The sequence below is a fragment of the Streptomyces sp. NBC_01264 genome (assembly GCF_026340675.1).
Classification (GTDB): Bacteria; Actinomycetota; Actinomycetes; order Streptomycetales; family Streptomycetaceae; genus Streptomyces.
Genome location: NZ_JAPEOX010000001.1, coordinates 2,385,760 through 2,409,740 on the forward strand (window position 1 = coordinate 2,385,760; position 23,981 = coordinate 2,409,740).

The 23,981-nt window shown below is 72.8% G+C and carries 20 protein-coding genes; 9 read left to right on the top strand and 11 right to left on the bottom strand.

Going from position 1 to position 23,981, the window contains the following annotated elements; translation table 11 throughout:
- Positions 1 to 10: 10 nt before the first annotated feature.
- On the bottom strand, positions 11 to 1,195 hold the full coding sequence (mycP, locus tag OG435_RS10935) for a type VII secretion-associated serine protease mycosin (protein ID WP_266876618.1): 1,185 nt from the start codon (positions 1,193 to 1,195) through the stop codon (positions 11 to 13).
- Complete coding sequence (locus OG435_RS10940) at positions 1,192 to 2,052, bottom strand: hypothetical protein (RefSeq protein ID WP_266876619.1); 861 nt, start codon at positions 2,050 to 2,052, stop codon at positions 1,192 to 1,194. The genes mycP and OG435_RS10940 overlap by 4 nt, the downstream gene beginning before the upstream one ends.
- 252 nt (positions 2,053 to 2,304) lie before the next feature.
- Between OG435_RS10940 and OG435_RS10945 the strand changes: the two genes are divergently transcribed.
- Positions 2,305 to 3,507 carry an amino acid deaminase/aldolase gene (locus tag OG435_RS10945; protein ID WP_266876620.1) on the top strand — a complete coding sequence of 401 codons (1,203 nt, stop codon included), beginning with the start codon at positions 2,305 to 2,307 and terminating at the stop codon, positions 3,505 to 3,507.
- Positions 3,508 to 3,519: 12 nt separating this feature from the next.
- Here OG435_RS10945 and OG435_RS10950 read toward each other — a convergent pair whose 3' ends face one another.
- From OG435_RS10950 to OG435_RS10965, 4 genes are all read right to left on the bottom strand, one after another.
- Complete coding sequence (locus OG435_RS10950; RefSeq protein ID WP_266876621.1) at positions 3,520 to 4,821, bottom strand: haloacid dehalogenase-like hydrolase; 1,302 nt, start codon at positions 4,819 to 4,821, stop codon at positions 3,520 to 3,522.
- Positions 4,822 to 4,930: 109 nt separating this feature from the next.
- On the bottom strand, positions 4,931 to 5,725 hold the full coding sequence (locus OG435_RS10955; RefSeq protein ID WP_266876622.1) for a 3-oxoacyl-ACP reductase: 795 nt from the start codon (positions 5,723 to 5,725) through the stop codon (positions 4,931 to 4,933).
- Positions 5,726 to 5,730: 5 nt separating this feature from the next.
- The gene (locus OG435_RS10960; RefSeq protein ID WP_266876623.1) at positions 5,731 to 7,095 is read right to left on the bottom strand and encodes an aldehyde dehydrogenase family protein; all 1,365 of its coding nucleotides are present in this window, start codon (positions 7,093 to 7,095) and stop codon (positions 5,731 to 5,733) included.
- A gap of 125 nt (positions 7,096 to 7,220) precedes the next feature.
- Positions 7,221 to 8,600: a glutamine synthetase family protein gene (locus OG435_RS10965; protein WP_266876624.1), complete on the bottom strand. Its 1,380-nt coding sequence runs from the start codon at positions 8,598 to 8,600 to the stop codon at positions 7,221 to 7,223.
- A gap of 77 nt (positions 8,601 to 8,677) precedes the next feature.
- Between OG435_RS10965 and OG435_RS10970 the strand changes: the two genes are divergently transcribed.
- The 3 genes from OG435_RS10970 to OG435_RS10980 all read left to right on the top strand — a co-directional run bounded on the left by OG435_RS10970 (position 8,678) and on the right by OG435_RS10980 (position 11,816).
- The gene (locus tag OG435_RS10970; protein WP_266876625.1) at positions 8,678 to 9,424 is read left to right on the top strand and encodes a FadR/GntR family transcriptional regulator; all 747 of its coding nucleotides are present in this window, start codon (positions 8,678 to 8,680) and stop codon (positions 9,422 to 9,424) included.
- 158 nt (positions 9,425 to 9,582) lie between these two features.
- On the top strand, positions 9,583 to 11,070 hold the full coding sequence (gene eat / locus OG435_RS10975; RefSeq protein ID WP_266876626.1) for an ethanolamine permease: 1,488 nt from the start codon (positions 9,583 to 9,585) through the stop codon (positions 11,068 to 11,070).
- A 38-nt stretch (positions 11,071 to 11,108) separates the two neighbouring features.
- Positions 11,109 to 11,816 (top strand): gamma-glutamyl-gamma-aminobutyrate hydrolase family protein, encoded by a 708-nt coding sequence (locus OG435_RS10980; protein WP_266876627.1) that lies wholly within the window; start codon positions 11,109 to 11,111, stop codon positions 11,814 to 11,816.
- A gap of 215 nt (positions 11,817 to 12,031) precedes the next feature.
- Here OG435_RS10980 and OG435_RS10985 read toward each other — a convergent pair whose 3' ends face one another.
- Positions 12,032 to 12,973, bottom strand: coding sequence for a LysR family transcriptional regulator (locus OG435_RS10985; protein ID WP_266876628.1), 942 nt, complete (start codon positions 12,971 to 12,973; stop codon positions 12,032 to 12,034).
- Positions 12,974 to 13,043: 70 nt separating this feature from the next.
- Here OG435_RS10985 and OG435_RS10990 point away from each other — a divergent pair, with 70 nt between their 5' ends.
- The gene (locus tag OG435_RS10990; RefSeq protein ID WP_266876629.1) at positions 13,044 to 14,177 is read left to right on the top strand and encodes a TDT family transporter; all 1,134 of its coding nucleotides are present in this window, start codon (positions 13,044 to 13,046) and stop codon (positions 14,175 to 14,177) included.
- Here the strand turns inward: OG435_RS10990 and OG435_RS10995 are convergent.
- Entirely contained in the window at positions 14,174 to 14,893 is a 720-nt protein-coding gene (locus OG435_RS10995) for a helical backbone metal receptor (protein ID WP_266876630.1), read from the bottom strand. The two genes, OG435_RS10990 and OG435_RS10995, sit on opposite strands and share 4 nt — an antisense overlap.
- A 4-nt stretch (positions 14,894 to 14,897) precedes the next feature.
- On the bottom strand, positions 14,898 to 15,551 hold the full coding sequence (locus OG435_RS11000; protein ID WP_430625607.1) for a helix-turn-helix domain-containing protein: 654 nt from the start codon (positions 15,549 to 15,551) through the stop codon (positions 14,898 to 14,900).
- Between the two features lie 188 nt (positions 15,552 to 15,739).
- Here OG435_RS11000 and OG435_RS11005 point away from each other — a divergent pair, with 188 nt between their 5' ends.
- From OG435_RS11005 to OG435_RS11020, 4 genes are all read left to right on the top strand, one after another.
- Positions 15,740 to 16,645, top strand: coding sequence for a 5'-3' exonuclease (locus tag OG435_RS11005; RefSeq protein WP_266881630.1), 906 nt, complete (start codon positions 15,740 to 15,742; stop codon positions 16,643 to 16,645).
- Positions 16,646 to 16,707: 62 nt separating this feature from the next.
- Positions 16,708 to 17,556, top strand: coding sequence for a siderophore-interacting protein (locus OG435_RS11010; RefSeq protein ID WP_266876631.1), 849 nt, complete (start codon positions 16,708 to 16,710; stop codon positions 17,554 to 17,556).
- 235 nt (positions 17,557 to 17,791) lie between these two features.
- Positions 17,792 to 19,336 (top strand): serine hydrolase, encoded by a 1,545-nt coding sequence (locus tag OG435_RS11015; RefSeq protein ID WP_266876632.1) that lies wholly within the window; start codon positions 17,792 to 17,794, stop codon positions 19,334 to 19,336.
- Between the two features lie 18 nt (positions 19,337 to 19,354).
- Positions 19,355 to 20,332 (top strand): RluA family pseudouridine synthase, encoded by a 978-nt coding sequence (locus OG435_RS11020; protein WP_266876633.1) that lies wholly within the window; start codon positions 19,355 to 19,357, stop codon positions 20,330 to 20,332.
- On the opposite strand, the gene OG435_RS11025 is transcribed toward OG435_RS11020, so the two are convergent.
- Both OG435_RS11025 and OG435_RS11030 read right to left on the bottom strand, forming a co-directional pair.
- A complete protein-coding gene (locus OG435_RS11025; RefSeq protein ID WP_266876634.1) occupies positions 20,329 to 20,979 on the bottom strand; it encodes a TetR/AcrR family transcriptional regulator in 651 nt (216 codons plus the stop codon). The two genes, OG435_RS11020 and OG435_RS11025, sit on opposite strands and share 4 nt — an antisense overlap.
- 90 nt (positions 20,980 to 21,069) lie before the next feature.
- Positions 21,070 to 23,931: a DEAD/DEAH box helicase gene (locus OG435_RS11030; RefSeq protein ID WP_266876635.1), complete on the bottom strand. Its 2,862-nt coding sequence runs from the start codon at positions 23,929 to 23,931 to the stop codon at positions 21,070 to 21,072.
- Positions 23,932 to 23,981: the final 50 nt, after the last annotated feature.

Sequence of the window (23,981 nt, forward strand, 5' to 3'; positions counted from 1 at the left end):
TTCCCCGAGCCTATCCCGCCTCGGGATCCCGCCGTCCGGACCGGGTCCGCCGGGCCAGTACGCCGGCCACCACGAGCAGTCCCAGCCCCGCGGCCGCGCCCACCGGGGCGCCGAAGCGGGCCAAGGGCCCGGGGTCGGGCACCGGATCGGGGCCGGCGCCGAAGTAGGGCCTCGCCGCCGCGACGGGCACGGGCAGCGCCGGTTCGGGGGCGATCGCGTCGGCGGCCTGGAGGGCGGCGGCCGGGTCCACCAGGCCGAAGCCGCGGGAGTCGTCGCGGCCGCCGGGCGGCGGGTCGGAGGCGGTGTCCTCCAGCAGGTTCTTGATCTGCGCCGGGGACAGGTCGGGGTGGGCGGCCTTGACCAGGGCGACGGATCCGGAGACGAAGGCGGCGGCGGCGCTGGTGCCCCAGCCGTCGGGGTAGGAGCGGTCGGGCTGGGCGATGACCACCCCGACGCCCGGGGCGCTGACGGTGGCGTACCAGTTGCGGGTGGAGAACTTCGCCTTCTTGTTCTCGCGGTTGACGGCCGTGACGGCGATGACCCCGGGGTAGGCGGCCGGGTACGAGATGCGGTCCCCCTTGTTGCCGCCGTTGCCGGCGGAGGCGACCACGACCACGCCCTTGCCGAGGGCGTACTGGATGGCCTCGTCCTCGGCGGCGTCGTGGCGGGCGTCGCTGCTGTCGTCGCCGAGCGAGAGGTTGATCACGTCCGCCCCGTGGTCGGTGGCCCAGCGGATGCCCTCGGCGAGGGCGCCGCCCTTGCTCGCGCGGGCCTTTTCCCGGCCGGGGTCCGACTCCTCCAGGATCACCCGGACCGGCAGGATCTTGGCCCGTGGGGCGATGCCGCGGATGCCGCCGAGGCCCAGGGAGCCGTGGCCGTGCCCGGCGATGATCCCCGACATGGCGGTGCCGTGCTTGGCCCATGCCGCGTCGCCGCGCACCGCCCCCATGCCGACGAGGTCGAGACCCTCCAGGACCTGGCCTGCCAGGTCGGGGTGGGTCGGGTCGACCCCGGTGTCGAGGACGGCCACGGTGACCCCCTCGCCCTCGGTGATGCCCCAGGCCAGCTTGGCGCGCAGGGCGATCAGCGGCCACTGTTTGTCGCGGACGGCGTCGGCGGCGGCTGGCGGCGCGGCGGTGACGGCGAACAAGGCTCCGAGGGCCAGGGCGGCCGGGAGCAGGGTGCGACGGGTCATCGAGTGGCCTCCGCTGTCGCCGCCGGTGTCCGCTGTGTCTGCTGTGTCTCCGGTGTCTGCGTCATCTGAGGCTTCTGCGAGTTCTGCGGGGCCGGCAGGCCCGATGCCTTGGCCGCGAGGGTGCGCACGGTGTCTTCCATCAGGTCGGCGAGGGCCTGGGCCTCGTGGCCGAGGCCGGACTCGGCCACGCGTCCCTTGGCGTCCTCGGCCATCTTGTCCGCGGCGGGGCTGGGGGCGCCGAGGCGGCGGCCGTCGGCGAAGGCGGAGACGGAGTAGACGACGACCGGGGCCTCGGCGAGGACGGAGACCACCCAGGCGGCGCGGCGGTCGTCGGAGAATCCGTAGCCGGTCGGGGCGGGCAGCCGGCCGCGCAGGGCGCCCATGGCGGTGGCCTCGGCGGGGGTGAACACCATGCCGACGGTGACGAGGGAGCTGCGGGTGGCGTCGGTGTAGGTGGCGCGGAGCACGCGGGTGCACCCGGTTTCGGCGAGCACGGCCTGCCAGTCGGCGGCGAGCGCCTCGGCGCAGCCGGCGTCGGCGGGGGCGGTGATCCGGGTCCACGTGCGGTCGGCGCCGCCCGGCCCGGTGCCCTGACCGTCGAGGACGGGCGGGAACAGGGTGTCGGCGGGGGCGCTGTGCCAGAGGGACGCGGCTTTGCGGTACGCGGCGGCGGGATCGACCGGCCGCTGCGCGGCCCGGTGGTCGGAGACGGCTTTGTAGCCGGCCGCACCGGTGAGACCGAGGCCGAGGAGGCCGCACAGAGCGGCGGCGAGGACCTTCCCCGGGCGCCGCCTTGGCGGTACCGGGGTGGGGTCGGGCGCGGTCTGGACCCCGCCGTGCGGTGTGGACGTGCTCATCCGGCGGCTCAGCCCCCCGATTCCGTCGGCTGCCTGCCCCTACTTTACGTGCCCGTCAGTGCTGGAACGCCGGCCGGGGAATAGCAACTGTAAACACATGCGAACGTCAGTCTCAATATCCAAAAGGGGCATCCGTCGGCCGAGACCGAGATGTGACCGCAGCGCGCTTCCCGGCGTCTGACCTGGCCGGGTGTCCCGCGGGCTGCACGAACCCCCTACCCACGGGTACGAGCGTCTGGCAGGCTGCCGCCCATGAACTCCCCCGCCGCCGACCGGGCCCGTTACGACCGGGCCACCGCCCATCTCGACGCACCGCTCGCCCTCGTGGATCTGGAGGCGTTCGACGCGAACGCCGACGATCTCGTGCGTCGCGCCGGCGGGAAGCCGGTCCGGGTGGCGAGCAAGTCCGTACGGTGCCGTGCGCTGCTCGAACGGGTGCTGGCACGGCCCGGGTTCGCCGGGATCATGTCCTACACCCTCGCCGAGTCGATCTGGCTGGCCCGCTCCGGCTTCGAGGACGTCCTGCTCGCCTACCCGTCCGCCGACCGGGCCGGCTTCGCCGAGCTCGCCGCCGATCCGAAGCTGGCCGGCGCGGTCACCGTGATGATCGACGACCTCGCGCAGCTGGAGCTCGTGGACCGGGCCCGCGACGGCGGGGCCCAGGAGATCCGGGTCTGCCTGGAACTGGACACCGCCCTGCACCTCTTCGGCGGCCGGGTCCGCGTCGGCGCCCGCCGCTCCCCGCTGCGCGAGCCCGCCCAGCTCGCCGGGCTGGCCCGCGCGGTGAGCGCCCGGCCCGGCTTCCGGGTGGTCGGGCTGATGGGTTACGAGGGCCACGTGGCCGGGGTCGGCGACGCGCTCGCGGGGCGCCCGCTGCGGTCGCGCGCCATCCGGCTGATGCAGGGCGCGGCCCGCAAGGAGCTGGCCGCCCGCCGGGCCGAGGCCGTACGGGCCGTGCGCGCGGTCGTCCCGGACCTGGAGTTCGTCAACGGCGGCGGGACCGGCAGCGTCCAGCAGACCGCCGCGGAGGACGCCGTCACGGAGATCGCCGCCGGGTCGGGGCTCTACGTACCCCGGCTGTTCGACAACTACACCTCGTTCACCGGCCGCCCGGCGGCGCTCTTCGCCCAGCCCGTGGTCCGCCGGCCCGGGGTCGGGGTGGTCACGGTGCTCGGCGGCGGGTACCCGGCCTCCGGTGCGCCCGGCCCGGACCGGCTGCCGGTCCCGTACCTCCCGGAGGGGCTGCGCTACGACGCCCAGGAGGGGGCCGGCGAGGTGCAGACCCCGCTGCTCGGCAGCCCGGCCGACGATCTGCTGATCGGCGACCGGGTCTGGTTCCGGCACGCGAAGGCCGGTGAACTGTGCGAGCGCTTCGACACCTTGCACCTGGTCCAGGGCGACCGGGTGACGGCCACCGCCCCGACCTACCGGGGCGAGGGCCGCACCTTCCTCTGAGTCCGCGACCGTTTAGAAGACGGAGTCCGTCTGGTCCGGGATGACGCTGGTGTCACCCCGGAGCACGGGCCCCGGGGTGCCGTCGCGGCCGGTGAAGCCGGTGGTCGCGCACGGGTACGGCGCGGCCTTCTGCTTCTTGGGCTGGATGAACATCGGGTTCACGATCCACTTGCCGTCGCTGTTGTCGTAGGCGCGGCACATCAGCTCGTTCTTGTTGCGGTTCACGACGAGCCGCAGCGCGGTCGCGTCCCGCAGGAACGAGATGTCGGTGTCGGAGTCGCCCGCCGCGAACACCTGGCGGCGGGAGGCCGGCTGGACCTTCTCGGCCGCGGCGCCGCGGACCTTGAAGATCTCCTTGTTGATCCAGCAGCGCTTGCCGTCGATGTACGTGATCATCGTGTCGGCGCCGTCCGCGACGGACCCGCAGCCCTGCAGGTGGGAGGTGAACTTCCCGCCGTACGTCGTGGTGTTGCGGATGCCGATGACGTGCCGGGCGTCGATGCCCACGCCTTCGGCCCACACCTCGACGACCGGCTGCGGCGAGGCCGAGCTGATCCAGACGTCGAAGCCGGCCTTCTGCAGGGCGGCGACGAGTTCCTTCTGCTGGTCGTAGTAGCGCACCCAGCCGGTGGCGCTGGTGGAGCCGACCTGCTGCTTGGCGTCGACCGGGGCGGCCAGGTTCTCGGCCCGCGCGGCGGCCGTGAAGCCGCGGATCTCGCGCGCGGTCCAGCCCTGCATGAGCTGCGGCAGCCAGGAGTAGGCGGGCTCGGTCGTACGGCGGTCCCAGCCGGCGAAGGCGGGGGCGGCCGCGCGGGTGGCGGCGGTGCCGTAGACGGCGTTGATCTCGTCGGCGCAGCCGGCGCCCTCGGGAGTACCGGTGGGCAGCGGGGCGCCGGGCCTCGCCAGGGAGCCGCAGGCCTCGGCCAGGGCCTGGGCGGCGGCCGGGGTGAGGTAGCGGCTGGTGCTCGTCCAGTCGCCCCCGGCGGGCTGGCGGATCTTGCCGTTGCGCAGCAGCCAGAACATCTGCGCGTCGCCCACGTCGTTCTTGACGACGGTGTTGTCCCAGTCGAAGACCGCGACGGGCTTGTTGCGGCTCGGCCGGTACGGGTTGCAGGTGCCGTAGTCGTCGATGAGCTGCTGGAGCCGGGCCTGGTTGTCGCCGAACCAGGCGGCCTCGAGCTGCGGAGTGGTGCAGTGGTGTGCTCCGGGGCGGTCCGCCTGGGCGGCGGGTGCGGCGGCCACGAGGGTGCCGGCGGCTATCGCGACGGCGGCGCCGACGGCCGGGAGCCGTCGCACGGAACTGGGTCGGGTCACTGAGGGGGGTTCTCCTGGTTCTGCTTCGAGATCGTCGGGGACGGTGGAGCACGGCAGCCGGGCGTCGTGCGACGCCCGGCTGTCGGGTGGGTGGTGTGGCGGCGGAGGTCTAGAGGGGAGTGACGTACGCGCCGGAGATCCCGCCGTCGACCAGGAAGTCGGTGGCGTTGATGAAGGAGGAGTCGTCGCTCGCGAGGAAGGCGACGGCGGCGGCGATCTCGGTGGGCTCGGCGAACCGGCCCAGCGGGATGTGCACGATCCGGCGGGCGGCGCGCTCCGGGTCCTTGGCGAACAGCTCCTGCAGGAGCGGGGTGTTGACGGGCCCCGGGCAGAGGGCGTTGACGCGGATGCCCTCGCGGGCGAACTGCACGCCGAGCTCGCGGGACATGGCGAGCACCCCGCCCTTGGAGGCGGTGTAGGAGATCTGCGAGGTGGCGGCGCCCATCCGGGCCACGAAGGAGGCGGTGTTGATGATGGAGCCCCGGCCCTGGCGCTGCATGTAGGGCAGGGCCGCCTTGCAGCAGAGGTAGACGGAGGTCAGGTTGACGTCCTGGACCCGCTTCCAGGCCTCCAGGCCGGTGGTGAGGATCGAGTCGTCGTCCGGGGGCGAGATGCCGGCGTTGTTGAAGGCGATGTCCACGGAGCCGTAGGTGTCGAAGGCGGTCTTGAACAGGGCCTCGACCTCCTCCGGGCTGGTGACGTCGACCTTGACGAAGGTGCCGCCGACCTCCTCGGCGGCGGCCTTGCCCGCGGTCTCGTCGATGTCCCCGCAGACGACGTTGGCGCCCTCGGAGGCCAGCCGGCGGGCGGTGGCGAGCCCGATGCCGCTGCCGGCCCCGGTGATGACGGCCGTCCGTCCGACCAGGCGTCGGCAGACGATCTCTTCGGTGGAGTCGATGCTCATGTTCTTCAGGCCTCCGTGCTGATGAAGACGTTCTTGGTCTCGGTGAAAGCGGTGAGGGAGTCGGGTCCGAGCTCGCGCCCGAGTCCGGACTGCTTGTAGCCCCCGAAGGGGGTCCAGTAGCGGACGCTGCTGTGGGAGTTGACCGACAGGTTGCCCGCGGCGACGGCGCGCGAGACGCGCAGCGCGCGGCCCACGTCGCGGGTCCACAGGGAGCCGGCGAGGCCGTAGTCGGTGGCGTTGGCCAGGCGTACGGCGTCCTCCTCGTCCTCGAAGGGCAGGACGACGGCGACCGGTCCGAAGACCTCCTCGGTGGCCACGGCGGCGGTGGGGTCGACGCCGGTGACGAGGGTCGGCGGGTACCAGAAGCCGGGGCCCTCGGGGGCGGTGCCCCGGACGACCGTGAGGTCGTCGGTGACGTAGGACCGCACGCGGTCCAGCTGCACCCGCGAGATCAGCGGCCCGAGCTGCGTGTTCTCGTCGTACGGGTCCCCGACGACCACCTTCTCGACGGCCGGGGCGAGCAGCTCCATGAACCGGTCGTACGCGGAGCGCTGTACGAGGATCCGCGTACGGGCGCAGCAGTCCTGCCCGGTGTTGTCCAGGAAGGACATCGGGGCCGAGGCCGCCGCCGCCTCCAGGTCCGCGTCGGCGAAGACGATGTTGGGGTTCTTGCCGCCGAGTTCGAGGGTGAGGCGCTTCACCCGGTCGGCGCACTTCGCCATGATCCGCTTGCCGATCCGGGTGGAGCCGGTGAACACGATCTTGGCCACCCCCGGGTGCTCGACGAGGGCGTCGCCCGCCACTTCACCCCGGCCCGGCAGCACCTGGAACAGGTGCTCGGGGAGTCCGGCCTCCAGGGCGAGTTCGGCGAGGCGCAGCGCGGTGAGCGGGGTGGTCTCGGCGGGCTTGAGGATGACCGCGTTGCCGGCGGCCAGTGCCGGGGCCAGGCCCCAGGCGGCGATCGGCATGGGGAAGTTCCACGGCGCGATCACGCCGATGACGCCGAGGGGTTCGAGGAAGGTGATGTCGATGCCGCCGGCGACGGGGATCTGGCGGCCGGAGAGCCGTTCCACTCCCCCGGCGGCGAAGTCGAGCACGTCACGGACGTTGCCGGCTTCCCAGCGGGCGTTCCCGATGGTGTGGCCCGCCTCCCGGACCTCCAGCAGTGCCAGTTCCTCGATGTGCCCGTCGACGACCGCGGCGAAGCGGCGCAGCAGCCTGGCCCGGTCGGCGGGCGCGGCCGCCGCCCAGGCCCGCTGGGCCGCGGTGGCCCGTACGACGGCGGCGTCGACGTCGTCCCGTGTGGCGGCCGGGACGACGGCGACGAGTTCCTCGGTGGCCGGATTCAAGACTTCCAGCGCATCGGACACGTGGTGGCCTTTCAGACGTTCGGGTGCGGTGCGTGCCGCGGGTGCGGTAATGCGCGTGCGGTGATGCGGTACGGCAGGACGCCGGATGCCGGATGCCGGAAGCCGGGACGGCTCCGGGCCCGGGTCTAGAGGCGTTCGAAGGAGCGGCGCAGTTCCCAGTCGGTCACGGCGGAGTCGTACGCGTCGAGCTCGACGCGGGCCATGTTCCGGTAGTGGGCGACGGCCTCGGGGCCGAAGGCGGCCTTGGCGATCTCGCTGTTCTCCCAGAGTTCTGCGGCCTCGCGCAAGGTGGTGGGGACGTGCGCGAAGTCGGCCGTGTACGCGTTTCCGGCGCAGGGCTCGGGCAGCTCCAGGCGGTTCTCGATGCCGTAGATCCCTGCCGCGACCAGGCCGGAGACGGCCAGGTAGGGGTTGACGTCGCCGCCGGGCAGGCGGTTCTCGAAGCGCATGGAGCGGCCGTGGCCGACCACCCGGAGCGCGCAGGTCCGGTTGTCGACGCCCCAGGCGACGGCGGTGGGAGCGAAGGATCCCGGCCGGAAACGCTTGTAGGAGTTGATGTTGGGAGCGTAGAGAAGGGAGAAGTCGCGCAGCGCGGCGAGCTGGCCGGCCAGGAAGTGGCGCATCACGGGTGACATACCGCCGTGGTCGTGCGCGTCCGGCCCCTCACCGGCCATCGCGTTGCGCCCGTCGGCGTCGGAGAGCGAGAGGTGGATATGACAGGAGTTGCCCTCGCGCTCGTCGTACTTGGCCATGAAGGTGAGCGAGACGCCCTCCTGGGCGGCGATCTCCTTGGCCCCCGTCTTGTAGACGGAGTGCTGGTCGCAGGTGGTCAGCGCCTCGTCGTAGCGGAAGGCGATCTCGTGCTGGCCGAGGTTGCACTCGCCCTTGGCCGACTCCACGACCAGGCCGGCGGCCTGCATCTCGTTGCGGATGCGGCGCAGCAGGGGCTCGATCCGGCCGGTCCCGAGGACCGAGTAGTCGATGTTGTACTGGTTGGCGGGGGTCAGGCCGCGGTAGTTGGAGTCCCAGGCCTGCTCGTAGGTGTCCTGGAAGACCATGAACTCCAGCTCGGTGCCCACCATCGCGGTGTACCCGAGCTCGCCGAGGCGCTCGAGCTGGCGGCGCAGGATCTGCCGGGGTGCGGCGACCACCGGCGAGCCGTCGTTCCAGGCGAGGTCCGCGAGGAGGAAGGCGCTGCCCGGGTTCCAGGGGATCCGGCGCAGGGTGGCGAGGTCGGGGTGCATGGCGAAGTCGCCGTAGCCCCGGTCCCAGGAGGACATCTCGTACCCGTCGACGGTGTTCATGTCCGTGTCGACGGTGAGGAGGTAGTTGCATCCCTCGGTGCCGTGCTGGAGGACCTCGTCGAGGAAGAACTGTGCGGCGAACCGCTTGCCCTGGAGGCGTCCCTGCATGTCGGGGAAGGCCAGGACCACTGTGTCGATTTCACCGCTGGCGACGAGAACGCGGAGCTCTTCGGTCGAAAGCGGCGGCTTGCGGTCTACCACGGGATTCTCTCCTTCGGTGAGCCGAGGAGGCCTAAGGTATTGAATAGAACCATTGCTTGGGAAGGGGAGGAGGCGAGATGACCGATACGGCGAGCGAGGACGAGGCCGCCCGACGGCTCAATCCCGTACTGCGGCAGGTGCGGGCGGGCAACGGGTTCGAGGAGGCGCTGGAGCAGATCCTCCAGGTGGTCCGGCTCGGACTGGTGCCGGGCGGGGAACGGCTGCCGCCGGAGCGCGAGTTGGCCGAGCGGATGGGGATCAGCCGGGTGACGCTCCGCGAGGTGCTGAAGGTGCTCCAGGACCAGGGCCTGGTGGAGGCCCGGCGCGGACGGTACGGCGGAACGTTTGTCCTGCCCCGTCCCGACACGCCGGCCGGGGGCACCGAGGAGGAGCTGCGACGCCGGGTCGCGGGCGTGGACATCGAGGACGTCCTGCGCTTCCGCGAGGTCCTGGAGGTGGGAGCGGCCGGGCTGTGCGCCTCCCAGGGACTGTCCGAGCGGGACACCGACCGGCTGCTCGCCGCCCTGGCCGCCACCCACGACGCCCCGCTGCCCGACTACCGCCGCCAGGACACGCTGTTCCACCTCACCCTGTGCGAACTCGCCGGATCCGCCACCCTGACGGCCCAGTACGCCGCCGTCCGGGCCTCCGTGAACGACCTGCTGGACTGCATTCCACTGCTGGTGCGCAACCTGGAGCACTCGCAGCAGCAGCACAGCGCCCTGGTGGAGGCGGTGCTGGACCACGACCCGGAGGCGGCCCGCGCGGTGATGCGCGAGCACTGCTGCGGCACGGCGGCGCTGCTGCGGGGGTTCCTGACCTGAACCGGACCCGTCCCGGACCCGGCCCGGGCCGCCCCGGCCACCCGGTCCGTCCCGACCGAGAGGCATTCGTAACCCCCGTTTAACGCAGGGGTCTTGCGCCCGCCACGCCCGAGCGGCAAAGGTACGCCCCACAACCATTGCCCTAGGCAGGAGCGCACATGGCCGACGACACCGGCGCACGGCTGGCAGCCGTACCCGAACCCGCACAGTCCCCCGAGAACGCCGCACCCGGGAACGGCAGCGACGGCTACCTGGAGCGCCGTACCCTGCGCCGCGGCAGCGCCGGCTGGCTGCTGCTGACCGGTCTCGGCGTCGCGTACGTGGTCTCCGGCGACTTCTCCGGCTGGAACATCGGCCTCGCGCAGGGCGGTTTCGGCGGCCTCGCCGTCGCCACCGTCCTGATGGGCGCGATGTACGCGTGCCTGGTCTACTCCCTCGCCGAGCTGTCGGCGATCCTGCCCACCGCGGGCGGCGGTTACGGTTTCGCCCGCCGGGCGCTCGGCACCTGGGGCGGCTTCCTCACCGGCACCGCGATCCTCATCGAGTACATCCTCGCCCCGGCCGCCATCGCCATCTTCATCGGCGACTACGTGGAGTCCCTCAACCTCTTCGGCCTCACATCGGGCTGGCCCGTCTACCTCGCCTGCTTCGTCGTCTTCATCGGCATCCACCTGTGGGGCGTGGGCGAGGCCCTCAGCTTCTCCCTGATCGTCACCGCCATCGCCGTGATCGCGCTGGTCGTCTTCGCCGTCGGCGCGTTCACCCAGTTCGACCCCTCCAACCTCGACAACATCGCCGTCGACACCACCGCCGCCGGCGCGAGCTCCTGGCTGCCGCTGGGCATCCTCGGGATCTGGGCCGCCTTCCCCTTCGGCATGTGGTTCTTCCTCGGGGTCGAGGGCGTCCCGCTCGCCGCCGAGGAGGCCAAGGACCCGGTCCGCTCGGTACCGCGCGCCCTGTCGATCTCGATGGGCATCCTGGTCCTCCTGGCCCTGGTCACCTTCCTCGCCTCGACCGGAGCCCGCGGAGCCGAAGCCATCAAGGACGCGGGCAACCCGCTGGTCGTCGCCCTGGAGGGCGACCCCGGCCTCTCCTGGCTGAAGACCTTCGTCAACTACGCGGGCCTGGCCGGGCTGGTGGCCTCCTTCTTCTCCCTCATCTACGCCGGCTCCCGCCAGCTGTTCGCCCTGTCCCGGGCGGGCTACCTCCCGCGCTTCCTGTCCCTGACCTCGAAGCGCAAGGCCCCGTACCTGGGCCTGCTCATCCCCGGCGCCATCGGCTTCGCCCTGGCCGCCGCCACCGGCAACGGCCCGCGCATGCTGAACATGGCGGTCTTCGGCGCGACCATCAGCTACGCCCTCATGGCCCTCTCCCACATCGTGCTGCGGCGCCGCGAGCCCGGCCTGGAGCGCCCGTACCGCACTCCGGGCGGCATCGTGACCTCCACGGTGGCCTTCGTCCTCGCGATCTCGGCCCTGGTCGCCACCTTCCTGGTGGACAAGGACGCGGCCTTCATCGCCCTGGCCGTGTACGCCGTCGCCCTCGCCTACTTCGCGTTCTACAGTCGGCACCACCTCGTGGCCTCCGCGCCGGAGGAGGAGTTCGCGGCGCTCGCGGAAGCGGAGGCCGAGCTCTCCCGCGACTGACCCGCCCGTCCCCTCTCGCTCCTTCCGGAGGTCCTTCCGTGCCCAGGCCGCTCATCGGCATCACCACCTACGTCGAGAAATCCACCCGCTACGGGGTGTGGGACGTTCCGACGGCCCTCGTCCCCACCGGGTACTACGAGCTCGTCCAGGCCTCGGGCGGCACCGCCGTCCTGCTCCCGCCGGACGAACCGGAGGCGGCGCCGGAGGTGCTCGGCCGACTGGACGGCCTGGTCGTCGCGGGCGGCCCGGACGTGGACCCGGACCGGTACGGGGCTCCGCGCGATCCCCGCACCGGCCCGGCGGCCACCGTCCGCGACGCGTGGGAGCTCGCGCTCATCACGGCGGCGCTGTCCTCCGGTACACCCCTGCTCGGCATCTGCCGCGGCATGCAGGCGCTGAACGTGGCCCTGGGCGGCACCCTGATCCAGCACATCGACGGCCACGTACTGAGCCCCGGCGTGGTCTCCTGGCACCCGGTCCGCCCGGTCCCCGGCACGCTGTACGCGGCGCTGGTCCCGGAGGAGGCGGAGGTCCCCACCTACCACCACCAGGCCGTGGACCGCCTGGGCCACGGCCTGATCGCCTCCTCCCACGCGGCGGACGGCACGATCGAATCCATCGAACTCCCCGGAGCCCCCTGGACCCTGGGCGTCCAATGGCACCCAGAACTGGACAAGGACACCCGCGTCATGTCGGCCCTGATCACGGCGGCGGCCGCCCGCCCTTGTCAGCCGTCCGGCGTTTGAGGACCGGGGTCTGGGGTCTGGGCTTTCGGCCCGGCCGGGGTTTGTCTTTCAAGCCGTCCGGCGTTTGAGGACCGGGGTCTGGGGCGGAGCCCCAGAAGGGGTCCGGGCGCAGCCCGGGGAACGGCGGAAGGGCGGGTAGGGGAACTCCGCCCCGCGCAGCGGCACACGCCCGCAGCCGGGGCCCAGCGCCGCGCCAGCGCCGCGCCAGCGCCGCGTCAGCGCCGCGTCAGCGTGAGCAGATCCCGCGCGGGCCCCGCCGGCCGCGCCCCCGCGGGCCACACCGCGCGGAGCTCCCGCTCCAGCCCCGCCCCGAGCACCGGCACGGACACCAGCCGCCGCCCCGCCATCTCGTCCCCGACCGCGAGTTCCGACAGCACGCACGGCCCGGCCCCGCTCACCGCCGCCGCCTTCACCGCCGTGGTGGAGGCCAGTTCCAACAGCGGCTCCGCCAGCCCCCCGCACCCGGCCAGCGCCGCGTCCAGGACCTGCCGGGTCCCCGACCCCCGTTCCCGCAGGATCAGCGGCGTCGCCGCCAGCTCCGCCGGCTCCACCCCGCGCGTGCGCCGCGCCCAGGGGTGCCCGGGGGCCACCGCCACCACGAGGCGGTCCCGCGCGATGACCACCGAGTCCAGTCCCTCCGGCACGCTCAGCCCCTCCACGAACCCGAGGTCCGCCTCGTGGGCCAGGACCCGCTCCGCGACCACCGCCGAGTTCCCCGCGTGCAGGGACACCGCCGTGTCGGGCCGCTGCCCGCGCAGTGCGATCAGCCAGCCGGGCAGCAGGTACTCCGCGATGGTCATACTGGCCGCGACCCGCAGCCGGGAGTCGCGGCGGCCCCGTAGCGCCTGCGCTCCCGCGTCGAAGGCCTCGGCCGCCTCCACCACCCGCCGGGCCCAGTCCGTGACCAGCGCGCCCTCCGCGGTCAGCGTCGACCCGCGCGGGGAACGGTCCACGAGCGCGACCCCCAGCCGGGTCTCCATCGCCCGGATCCGGCTGCTGGCGGCGGGCTGGGTGATCCCGAGCCGTCGCGCGGCGGCGCTCAGACTGCCCACGCGCGCGACCGCGAGCAGCAGCTCCATGGCCCCCAGGTCCGGGACCCGGTGTGCCAGCGGAACCTGCCCCTCGACCCACTCCTCATGACCCTGCCCATGACCCATAACTTCAGTTTATGCCCTCATAGGAAGATCCCCTCTGCCATCCGGCCCCGCCCGGCGGGACGCTGGACCCATGGCCACCACGCTCGTACGACCCCGCCCCACCACCCCCGGGACCCTCCGCACCGCAGCCGCCCACAAGGCCCCGTCCCTGCGGCACCTCGGCCCCAACTGGTACGCCTCCGTCATGGGCACGGCGATCATCGCCAATGCCGGCGCGACCCTCCCGTACCAGCTCCCCGGCCAGCGCGTGGTCTGCCAGATCTTCTGGGTCCTGGCCGCCACCGCCCTCACGGCCTTGCTGACCGCCCGCGCCGGCCACTGGCTCCACCACCGCGACCAGGCCCGCGCCCACCTCCTGGACCCCGCCGTGGCCCCCTTCTACGGCTGCCTCTCCATGGCCCTGCTGGCCGTCGGCGGCGGCGCGCTCATCGTCGGCAAGGACCTCGTCGGCGTCCCCGCCGCCGTCGCCGTGGACACCGTCCTGTTCACCGCCGGCACCGCCATAGGCCTCCTCGCCGCCGTGACCGTCCCCTACCTGATGGTGGTCCGCCACAAGGTCGAGGCCCACCAGGCCACCCCCGTCTGGCTGCTCCCCGTGGTCGCCCCCATGGTCTCCGCCGCGCTGGGCCCCCTGCTCATCCCCCACCTCCCCGCGGGCCAGGCCCGCGAGGCCATGCTGCTCGGCTGCTACGCGATGTTCGGCCTCAGCCTGCTCGCCACCCTGCTGCTGCTCCCCCTGATCTTCGGCCGGCTGATCTTCCACGGCCCCCTCCCCCTGGCCCTCACCCCGACCCTGTTCCTGGTCCTGGGCCCCCTCGGCCAGTCCACCACCGCGGTGAACTCCCTCGCGGACATGGCTCCCCGGTCGATGGCCGGCCAGTACTCCGGCGCCCTCTCCGCCTTCGCGGTCGTCTACGGGGTCCCCGTGATGGGATTCGCGCTGCTGTGGCTGGCGCTGGCCGGGGCGATGCTGCTGCGGGCCGCCCGTGACGGCATGGGGTTCGCCATGACCTGGTGGGCGCTGACCTTCCCCGTCGGCACCTGTGTCACCGGCGCCGCCGGACTGGCCCGGCACACCGGCCTCACCGCCTTCTCCTGGCTGGCCGCGGCCCTCTTCCTGGCCCTGCTGACCGCCTGGCTGCTGGCCGCCGCGAACACCCTGCGCGGCCTGTGGACCGGCCGCCTCCTGGCGGCGCCCCGCTAGAGCGCAGCCCGCAGGGCCGCCCCCAGCACCTCCGGGGCACCGGCCAGCGAGGGCCCGTACCAGGTCAGGTGGCGGCCGTCGACGAACGCCGCCGGGACGCCGGGGAAGGCCTCGGGCCCGTCCCCGGGCGTGAAGCGGTACGGCTCGTCCGGGAACACCACGAGATCGCAGCCCGCGGCGGCCAGCTCCGCCGCCGGGATCCTGGGGTAGCGCTCCGCGTGACCGGCGTAGGCGTTGCGCACGCCCAGGCGGGCCAGCAGGTCCCCCGCGAAGGTGTCGCGGCCCAGCACCATCCAGGGCCGTCGCCACACGGGCACGAAGGCCGTCCGGGGCGGTCCGGCCGGCTCCGCGCGGGCCCACGCGGCCTCCGCGGCCGCCAGCCACCCGGGCCGCTCCAGCCCCATGGCCCCCACGAGCACCCGGTCCAGTTCGGTGAAGGCCTGTGGGAGGTCCCGTACCTCGGTGACCAGGACCTCCAGGCCGGCCGCCCGCAGCGCCGCCAGGTCCGGCGCCCGGTTCTCCTCCTCGTTGGCGAGGACCAGATCCGGGCGCAGCTCCGCGATCGCCCGTACGTCGGGGTTCTTCGTCCCCCCGATGCGCACCACGTCCCCCAGCGCGGCCGGGTGCGTGCACCAGTCGGTCACCCCGGCCAGCGCCCCGGGCGCGCTCACGGCCACCGCCTCGGTCAGGGACGGCACCAGCGAAACGACCCGCATCCGCTCAGTGTCCCGGCGAGGGCGGCTCGGAGGTCGCGTGGATGTGCTCGCCGACCGCGACGATCAGGATCCGGGTGTCCTCGGTGACGGCCCGCCAGCGGTGGCGCACCCCGCCGGACAGGAACAGCGCGTCGCCGTTCTCCAGCCGGTACGCCCGCCCCTCGGCCTCCACCTGGCAGGCGCCCGAGACCACGTACATCAGCTCGTCGTTGCGGTGCTGGTACTCGCGGCCCGCGTCCTGGTCCCCGGTGAACTCCAGCGCGTGCAGCTGGTGGTGCCCGCGCACGAGGGGCCGTACGCCGGGCACGGGGGTCAGCGCGGAATCGTCACCGGCCCGTACGAGGTCCACGGTGCGCGCGGTGTCGGAGGCGGCCAGCAATTCGACGGCCGTGGTCTCCAGCGCGTCGGCGACCCGTTCCAGGGACCGCATGCTGGGCCGGGCCCGCTCGTTCTCTATCTGACTCAGGAAGGGGACCGACAGCCCGCTGCGCGCGGACACCGCCGCGAGGGTCAGCTGCAGGGCCCGGCGTCTCTTGCGCACGGCCACGCCCACCCGCAGCGGTTCCTTGGACTCCTTGTCCCGATCCCGCTCCTTGTCGTCCGCGCCGGTCGTCGCTCCGCGTCCGTTCCTGCCCTCGGTGCCGTCCCTGTCGTCCATGGCGGGGCTGCCCTCCCCTTGTCCCGGTCAGTCCGTCGCACATCGCGCATCGCACATCGGTGTGCTGTAAGCACCTTACGCAGCAACCGGCCCCGGTTTCGCGCTCACGAGCGGAGCAGGCCGTACCTGCGCCACTTTCCGTTTGCCCTCAGTGCATCATCGTGACCGTGACGACGACACGACGCTTGATGCTCCTGGACACCGCTTCCCTCTACTACCGCGCGTACTTCGGCGTGCCGGACTCCGTGAAGGCCCCCGACGGCACTCCGGTCAACGCCGTCCGCGGCCTGCTCGACTTCATCGGCCGCCTCGTGCAGGACCACCGGCCCGACGACCTGGTGGCCTGCATGGACGCCGACTGGCGCCCCCACTGGCGGGTGGAGTTGATCCCGTCCTACAAGGCCCACCGGGTCGCGCAGGAGACCGAGAGCGGCCCGGACGTCGAGGAGACCCCGGACACCCTGGCCCCGCAGGTCCCGATCATCGAGGCGGCCCTGGACGCCTTCGGCATCGCCCGGGTGGGCGTCGCCGGGTACGAGGCCGACGACGTGATCGGCACCCTGACCGGCCGCGCCACCGGCCCGGTGGACATCGTGACGGGCGACCGCGACCTGTACCAGCTGGTCGACGACGCCAAGCAGCGCCGGGTGCTGTACCCGCTGAAGGGCGTGGGCACCCTCCAGGTGACCGACGAGGCGTGGCTCCGCGAGAAGTACGGGGTGGACGGCCCCGGGTACGCCGACCTGGCGCTGCTGCGCGGGGACCCGAGCGACGGCCTGCCGGGCGTCCCCGGCATCGGCGAGAAGACGGCGGCGAAGCTGCTGGACGCCTACGGGGACCTGGCCGGAATCATCGCGGCGATCGAGGACCCGAAGTCGAAGCTGACCCCCACCCAGCGCAAGCGGCTGGACGAATCGAGGCCTTATCTAGCGGTTGCCCCGAAGGTGGTCCAGGTCGCCTCGGACGTTCCGCTTCCGGCGTTCGACCCGGCGCTCCCGGCCGTCCCCGCACAGCCGGATCTGGTCGCCGCGCTCGCGCAGAGGTGGGGCCTGAGTGGAGCCGTTGAACGTCTGGGCAGCGCACTTCGCCTCTGAGGTGCTAACTTAGGCAATCCTAAGCTTCACCGGAGTCAGGGTCGGAAAGTCAGGGAGACGTCGTGGCAGAGGGACGAGCCCGCAAGGTCGGCACCGCGGTGGTCGTGCGGACCGAGCGGTTGAGTCCGCACATGGTGCGGATCGTGCTGGGCGGTGCGGGTCTGGCCGGATTCGGCGCGGGCGAGTTCACCGACCACTACGTGAAACTGCTCTTCGCACCGGACGGAGTCACGTACACGACCCCCTGGGACCTGGAGCGGATCAAGGCGCTCCACCCCCGCGAGGAGTGGCCGCGCCAGCGCGCGTACACGGTGCGCGCCTGGGACCCGGCCCGCCTGGAGCTGACCCTCGACTTCGTGGTCCACGGCGACGAGGGCCTGGCCGGCCCCTGGGCCGCCCGCGTCCAGCCGGGTGAACTCGTACGCTTCCTCGGCCCGGGCGGGGCCTACGCCCCCAACCCGGTCGCCGGCTGGCACCTGCTGGTCGGCGACGAGAGCGCCCTGCCGGCGATCGGCGCGGCGATGGAGCGGATGCCCGCCGGAGCCCGGGTGCACGCGCTGGTGGAGGTCGAGGGCCCGCAGGACGAGCTGAAGATCGCCACCCCCGACGGCGTCGTCCCGGTCTGGATCCACCGCGGCTCCCGCCCGATCGGGGAGGCACTGACCGAGGCCGTCCAGGCCCTGGCCTTCCCCTCCTCCGACGTACACGCGTTCGTGCACGGCGAGGCCGGCTTCGTCAGAACCCTGCGCCAGCACCTGCGCATCGACCGCGGCATCCCGCGCGAGCGGCTGTCCATCTCCGGCTACTGGCGCCTGGGCCAGACCGACGAGGGCTGGCGCGCGATCAAGCGCGACTGGAACGCGGAAGTGGAAGCCGAGCAGGAACGCACCCTGGCCGCAGCCGCATCCTGACCCGCCGACGGGCCCGGCGTCAGGCGCAGCCCTGCGGGGCATGTCCCCTACCCGCACGGCACCCCGCGGCGAGCACCCACCGGGTCCAGGACCGGCCTCCGAGGCCCTGTGCGGCCCCCGCCACGAGCCAGCCCACAGCGTCCGGGCCCACCGGGCCAGAGCAGCCCCGGTCCCCCGGCCGCCCCAAGGCGGTCCACGCAAGGCGCCCGCCCCCGTTCGGCGGCACAATGGCTCCATGCGTACGCTCCGCGCATTCACGGCAGTCGGAGCAGCCGCCCTCCTGGCCTCGGCCGGGACCGCGACCGCCGCGCCGAGCCCGCCGCCCGCGCCCACCGCACAGCTCACCGACGCCCAGGTCGACACGGCGGTGCGGCACCTCGACTCGAGCATCGCCGAGATGATGCGCCGCACCGGGGTTCCCGGCGTCTCCGTCGCCGTCGTCCACGACGACGAGGTGGTCTACCTCAAGGGCTTCGGCCTGCGCCGCGTCGGCGACCCGGCCGCGGTCAATCCCGACACCGTCTTCCAGATCGCCTCGCTCTCCAAGCCGGTCTCCTCCACCGTCGCCGCCGGGGTCCTCAAGGAGCCGGCCGACTTCGACCGGCACACCGAGCTCCCCGGCTTCGCCCTCAAGGACCCGTGGGTGACCTCCCGCGTCACCACCGCCGACCTGCTCTCCCACCGCAGCGGCCTGCCCGACCACGCCGGCGACCTCCTCGAAGACCTCGGCTACGACCAGGCGTACATCCTCGACCACCTGCGCCTGGCGCCCCTGACCCCCTTCCGCTCGAGCTACGCCTACACCAACTACGGGTTCACCGCCGCCGCCCAGGCGCTCGCCCGCTCCCGCGGAACCACCTGGCAGAAGCTCAGCGCTGACACCCTCTTCAAGCCCGCCGGCATGACACGCACCAGCACCGAGTTCAAGGCCTTCATCGACGCCCCCGACCACGCCTCCACCCACGTCAAGAACGCGAACGGCACCTGGACCCCCCGCTTCGTCCGCGACCCCGACGCCCAGGCCCCCGCCGGCGGGGTGAGCAGCACCGCCCGCGACATGTCCCGCTGGCTGCGGCTCCAGCTCTCCGGCGGCACCCTCGACGGGCAGCGGATCGTCCCCGCCGACACCCTGGCCCGCACCCACCTCCCCGAGATCGTGTCGCAGCCACCCGCCTCGCCCACCGGCCGAACCGGCTTCTACGGGCTGGGCTGGAACGTCGGCTACGACGACGCGGGCCGCCTGCGCCTGAGCCACTCCGGCGCCTTCGAGCTGGGCGCCAACACCAGCGTCGCCATGCTCCCGCTGGAGAAGCTCGGCATCGTCGTCCTCACCAACGGCGCCCCCGTCGGCCTCCCCGACGCCGTGGCCGCCGACTTCTTCGACACCGCCGAACACGGGAAGGCCACCACCGACTGGCTGGCCCTGACGGGCGCCCTCTACGCCGGGATCAACGCGGAGGGCCGCTCCCCCACCGACTACGCCCGCCCGCCCACCGGCGCGAAGCCGGCCGCGGCGGACTCCACGTACACCGGCACCTACGACAACCCCTACTACGGCAAGGCGACCGTGGCCGCCACGAGCAGGGGCAAGCTGACCCTGTCCCTCGGCCCGGAGCCGATGGTCTTCCCCCTCACCCCCTACGACGGGGACACCTTCAGCTACGAGACCACCGGCGAGAACGCGGTCGGCCGCACCGGGGTGTTCTTCTCCCCCGCCGACCGCACGCTCCGCATCGAGCACCTGGACGCCGACCACCTGGGAACCTTCACCAGGCGGTAGCCGCATAGCCTGTACCCGGTGAAGCGCAGATCCCACATCCCCGCCACGCCCCTGCCCCAGGTCTCCGGCATCGACCCGGTCCGCATGCGGCTGCCCCCCGACCCGGACGGGACCTGGCCGGACCTCGGCTCCTACCTCACGGCACGCTACGAGGGCACGCGCGGCGCCGAGTCCATGGCCCGCCTGCTGCGGGACGGCCGGGTGCTGGGCCCCGGCGGCCGGGTGCTGCGGCCCGGGGATCCGTACGAACCCGGCGGCTTCCTGTGGTTCCACCGGGACATGCCGCCCGAGCCCGTGGTGCCCTTCCCCATCGGGGTCGTGTACCGCGACGAGCACCTGCTGGTGGCCGACAAGCCGCACTTCCTGGCCACCACCCCGCGCGGCAGCCACGTCTTCCAGACGGCCCTGGCCCGGCTCCGGGTGGAGCTCGGCCTGCCCGCGCTGAGCCCCGCGCACCGGCTGGACCGGATGACCGCCGGGCTGGTGCTGTTCAGCATCCGCCCCGAGGACCGGGGCGCCTACCAGCTGATGTTCCAGGAGCGGCGGATCCGCAAGGAGTACGAGGCGCTCGCGCCCCACGACCCGGCGGTGACCTTCCCCCGGACCCTGCGCAGCCACATCGTGAAGGTCCGCGGGGTGATGGCGGCGACGGAGATCGCGGGCGCCGAGCCCAACGCCGAGACCCTGGCCGAACTCCTCGCGGTGAAGGGGGACACCGGGCGCTACCGGCTGACCCCGCACACCGGCCGCACCCACCAGCTGCGGGTGCACATGAACAGCCTGGGGCTGCCGATCCTGGGCGACCCCGTCTATCCCGTGGTCCGCGACCCGGCGCCCGACGACTACCGGCGTCCGCTCCAGCTCCTGGCCCGCACCCTGGAGTTCACCGACCCCGTCACCGGGATCGCGCACCGCATCGAGAGCGGCCGCACCCTGCGGGCCTGGGACGACCGGCCCGGCTGGGAAAAGGGATCCGAGGAACCCGAGGCGCCCTAGCGGGCGACGTCCGCGATCCGCAGCGCCGCGTCGGCGGTGGCCTCCGCGAAGGCGGCCACCGGGCGCCCCGGGTCGGAGCGGTGGATCAGCATCACGCCTTCGATGAGACCGAAGACGAGGTCGTTGCGGAGCACCAGTCCGGCCCGGTCACCCGCGAGTTCGGATCCGGCGCGGGTACCGTCGAGCAACTGCCGGTAGATGTCCTTGAGTTCCTGCCGCATGCGGCGGAAGCGGGCGAAGCGGGTACCGGAGACCTCCGGCAGCAGGTAGAGCGCGCCCAGGTTGTACGGCCCGCCGCAGAGCAGCATCACGTCCGAGCGGCACAGCTCCCAGAGCCGGCGGCCGGCGGGCCGGTCCGCTTCCCCGGCCAGCCGGCGGGCCAGCTCCAGGGAGGGCGCGACCGTGGACTCCAGGAGTTCGGCGAGGAGTTCCTCCTTGCCGCCGAAGTAGTGGTACATCGTGGCCTGGCGCATTCCGGCCCGTTCGGCCACGGCCCGCGTGGTCGTCGCCGCGTACCCCTTCACCGTGAACAGTTCGGCCGCCGCGTAGAGGAGTTCCTCGCGCGGCGGCCGCCCGCTCGCCGGTCTCAGCTGATCGGCGCGTGGCCGACCGACCCGTCTCGGCCCGTCATCCGTTCCACCAGTCATGGCCCGATTTTCCCACGGGACACACCGAATCGATCATGGCAAGAGGTGAGATCCGGCCAGGACCACTTCTGGAGGAACCTACGAATCCGGCTACCCCACCGAGCTGTACGCCACCACACCTCGCAGCAGCGCGTCCACCGCCTTGCGGGCGTTGCGGGCCACCGTGCTCCCGCCCCCCGAGGAATCGGAGGAAGCCTGCGCCGAGGAGGAAGGCGCCGCGGCGGCCACCTGCCCCAGGACGTCGATGACCTGCTTGCACCAGCGCACGAAGTCACCGGCCGGCATCTCCGCCTCGCGCAGCACCTCGTCCAGGCTCTTGTCGGAGGCCCACTGGTACACCGCCCACGCGAAGCCGAGGTCCGGCTCCCGCTGGCCCACCCCCTCCGCCTGGTTGATGCCGTGCTCCTCCTCCAGCGCGTCGAGCCGGCCCCAGATGTGGACCATCTCGCCGAGCGCGGCCTTCGCCGCACCGCCCGGCACCTTCGGCGCGACCGCGTCGTCGGACTGCCGCGCCTCGAAGACCAGCGCCGAGATGCACGCGGCCAGTTCGGCCGGGCTCAGCCCCTCCCAGACACCCGCCCGCAGGCACTCCGACGCCAGCAGGTCGAGCTCTCCGTAGAGCCGTGCCAGACGCCGCCCGTGCGGGGTCACCTCGTCCTCGCGCAGGTAGTCCAGATCCGTCAGCAGCGCGTGGATCCGGTCGAAGGTACGGGCGATGGTGTTCGTCCGGCCCTCGATGCGCTGCTCCAGCTGCCGCGTGTCCCGCTGCAGCCGGTGGTAGCGCTCCGCCCAACGGGCGTGGTCCTCGCGCTCGTCGCAGCCGTGGCACGGGTGCGCCCGCAGCGCGGTGCGCAGCCGCGTGATCTCCCGGTCGTCGGCCGCGGCCGCCCGGCCCCGGGGTGCCCGGCCGGGCCTGAAGTCGCCGGCCTTGGTCCTCAGTTGCGAGGCCAGATCCCGACGGGACTGCGGCGAGCGGGCGTTGAAGGTCTTGGGGATCCGCATCCGGTCGAGAGGCTCCACCGGCACCGGGAAGTCGATCCCGGCGAGCCGCTTGACCTGCCGCTCCGCGGTGAGCACCAGCGGGCGCGGGCCCTCGGTGTACTCGTGCCCGCGGTGCCCGTTGGACCGCCCGGCCGGCACCCCCGGGTCCAGCACCAGCGCCAGCCCGGCGAACTTGCCCGTCGGCACGTGGATGATGTCGCCCGGCTTGAGCTTCTCCAGCGACGCGGCCGCCTGCGCCCGCCGCTGGGCGGCGCCCTGCTTCGCCAGGTCGTTCTCCCGGTCCTTGAGGTCGCGGCGCAGCCGCGCGTACTCCTCGAAATCACCGAGATGGCAGGTCATGCCCTCCCGGTAGCCGTCCAGGCCCTCCTCGTTGCGCTGCACCTGCCGGGAGATCCCGACGACCGAGCGGTCGGCCTGGAACTGCGCGAAGGACGTCTCCAGCAGCTCGCGCGAACGGTGCCGCCCGAACTGCTGGACCAGGTTCACGGCCATGTTGTACGAGGGCTTGAAGCTGGAGCGCAGCGGATAGGTACGGGTACCCGCGAGCCCGGCCAGGCCCGCCGGGTCCATGCCCCGCTGCCACAGCACCACCGCGTGGCCCTCGACGTCGATGCCGCGCCGCCCGGCCCGGCCCGTCAGCTGCGTGTACTCGCCCGGGGTGATGTCCGCGTGCTGCTCGCCGTTCCACTTGACGAGCTTCTCCAGGATCACCGTGCGCGCCGGCATGTTGATGCCCAGCGCCAGGGTCTCGGTGGCGAAGACGGCCTTCACCAACCCCCGTACGAACAGCTCCTCGACGACCTCCTTGAAGGTCGGCAGCATGCCCGCGTGGTGCGCGGCGATGCCCCGCTCCAGGCCTTCGAGCCATTCGTAGTAGCCCAGGACGTGCAGGTCCTCGGTGGGGATGGAGGCGGTCCGCTCCTCCACGATCTCGCGCACCTTGAGCCGCGCGGTGTCGTCGTTGAGCCGCAGCCCCGCGAACAGGCACTGCTGGACGGCGGCCTCGCAGCCGGCCCGGCTGAAGATGAAGTTGATGGCGGGCAGCAGCCCGTCGCCGTCCAGCCGGGCGATGACCTCGGGACGCGAAGGGGTCCAGATCCGGCCGCGGGAGCGCCGCTCGCGCTCGCGGTCGGCCTCGCGGACCATCTTTCCGCGCCGCCGGTCCTTCGGGCTGTACCGGCTGCTGTTCTCCTCGCGCGCCATCCGCAGCAGGTCGGGGTTGACCTCGCGGCGCGCGGAGCCGCGGCCGCCGTGGTCGGACCCCTCCTCGAAGAGGTCGTAGATCCGCCGGCCGGCCATGACGTGCTGCCACAGCGGTACGGGCCGCTCCTCGGAGACGATCACCTGGGTGTCGCCGCGCACGGTGTCGAGCCAGTCGCCGAACTCCTCGGCGTTGGAGACGGTGGCGGAGAGCGAGACCAGGGTCACCGACTCGGGGAGGTGGATGATCACTTCCTCCCAGACGGCTCCGCGGAACCGGTCGGAGAGGTAGTGCACCTCGTCCATCACCACGTAGCCCAGCCCGTTCAGCGCCTGCGAGCCCGCGTACAGCATGTTGCGGAGCACCTCGGTGGTCATGACGACCACCGGAGCATTGGCGTTGACACTGTTGTCGCCGGTGAGCAGGCCGACCTTGTCCGTGCCGTAGCGCTTGGCGAGGTCGGCGTACTTCTGGTTCGACAGGGCCTTGATGGGCGTGGTGTAGAAGCACTTGCGGCCCTGCTGGAGGGCCAGGTGCACGGCGAACTCGCCGACGATCGTCTTGCCCGAGCCGGTCGGCGCGGCGACGAGGACGCCCTTCCCGGCCTCCAGTGCCTTGCAGGCCTCGATCTGGTAGGGATCCAGGTCGAATTCGTACATCTCGCGGAAGGGCGCCAGGGCGGAGGCCTCTTCGGCGGCGCGGATCCGGGCAGCGGCGTACCGCTCGGCGGGAGAAAGTTCTTCGGTCATCTTGTCTTCGAGCCTACCCGCCGCCCCTGACAACAGTCGCGATCTTTTGC

Bases quoted from the DNA above. Each gene is read 5' to 3' on its own strand.
- mycP (WP_266876618.1), bottom strand. From the start codon at position 1,195: ATGACCCGTCGCACCCTGCTCCCGGCCGCCCTGGCCCTCGGAGCCTTG.
- OG435_RS10940 (WP_266876619.1), bottom strand. From the start codon at position 2,052: ATGAGCACGTCCACACCGCACGGCGGGGTCCAGACCGCGCCCGACCCC.
- OG435_RS10945 (WP_266876620.1), top strand. From the start codon at position 2,305: ATGAACTCCCCCGCCGCCGACCGGGCCCGTTACGACCGGGCCACCGCC.
- OG435_RS10955 (WP_266876622.1), bottom strand. From the start codon at position 5,725: ATGAGCATCGACTCCACCGAAGAGATCGTCTGCCGACGCCTGGTCGGA.
- OG435_RS10970 (WP_266876625.1), top strand. From the start codon at position 8,678: ATGACCGATACGGCGAGCGAGGACGAGGCCGCCCGACGGCTCAATCCC.
- eat (WP_266876626.1), top strand. From the start codon at position 9,583: ATGGCCGACGACACCGGCGCACGGCTGGCAGCCGTACCCGAACCCGCA.
- OG435_RS10985 (WP_266876628.1), bottom strand. From the start codon at position 12,973: ATGGGTCATGGGCAGGGTCATGAGGAGTGGGTCGAGGGGCAGGTTCCG.
- OG435_RS10990 (WP_266876629.1), top strand. From the start codon at position 13,044: ATGGCCACCACGCTCGTACGACCCCGCCCCACCACCCCCGGGACCCTC.
- OG435_RS10995 (WP_266876630.1), bottom strand. From the start codon at position 14,893: ATGCGGGTCGTTTCGCTGGTGCCGTCCCTGACCGAGGCGGTGGCCGTG.
- OG435_RS11000 (WP_430625607.1), bottom strand. From the start codon at position 15,551: ATGGACGACAGGGACGGCACCGAGGGCAGGAACGGACGCGGAGCGACG.
- OG435_RS11005 (WP_266881630.1), top strand. From the start codon at position 15,740: ATGCTCCTGGACACCGCTTCCCTCTACTACCGCGCGTACTTCGGCGTG.
- OG435_RS11015 (WP_266876632.1), top strand. From the start codon at position 17,792: ATGCGTACGCTCCGCGCATTCACGGCAGTCGGAGCAGCCGCCCTCCTG.
- OG435_RS11025 (WP_266876634.1), bottom strand. From the start codon at position 20,979: ATGACTGGTGGAACGGATGACGGGCCGAGACGGGTCGGTCGGCCACGC.
- OG435_RS11030 (WP_266876635.1), bottom strand. From the start codon at position 23,931: ATGACCGAAGAACTTTCTCCCGCCGAGCGGTACGCCGCTGCCCGGATC.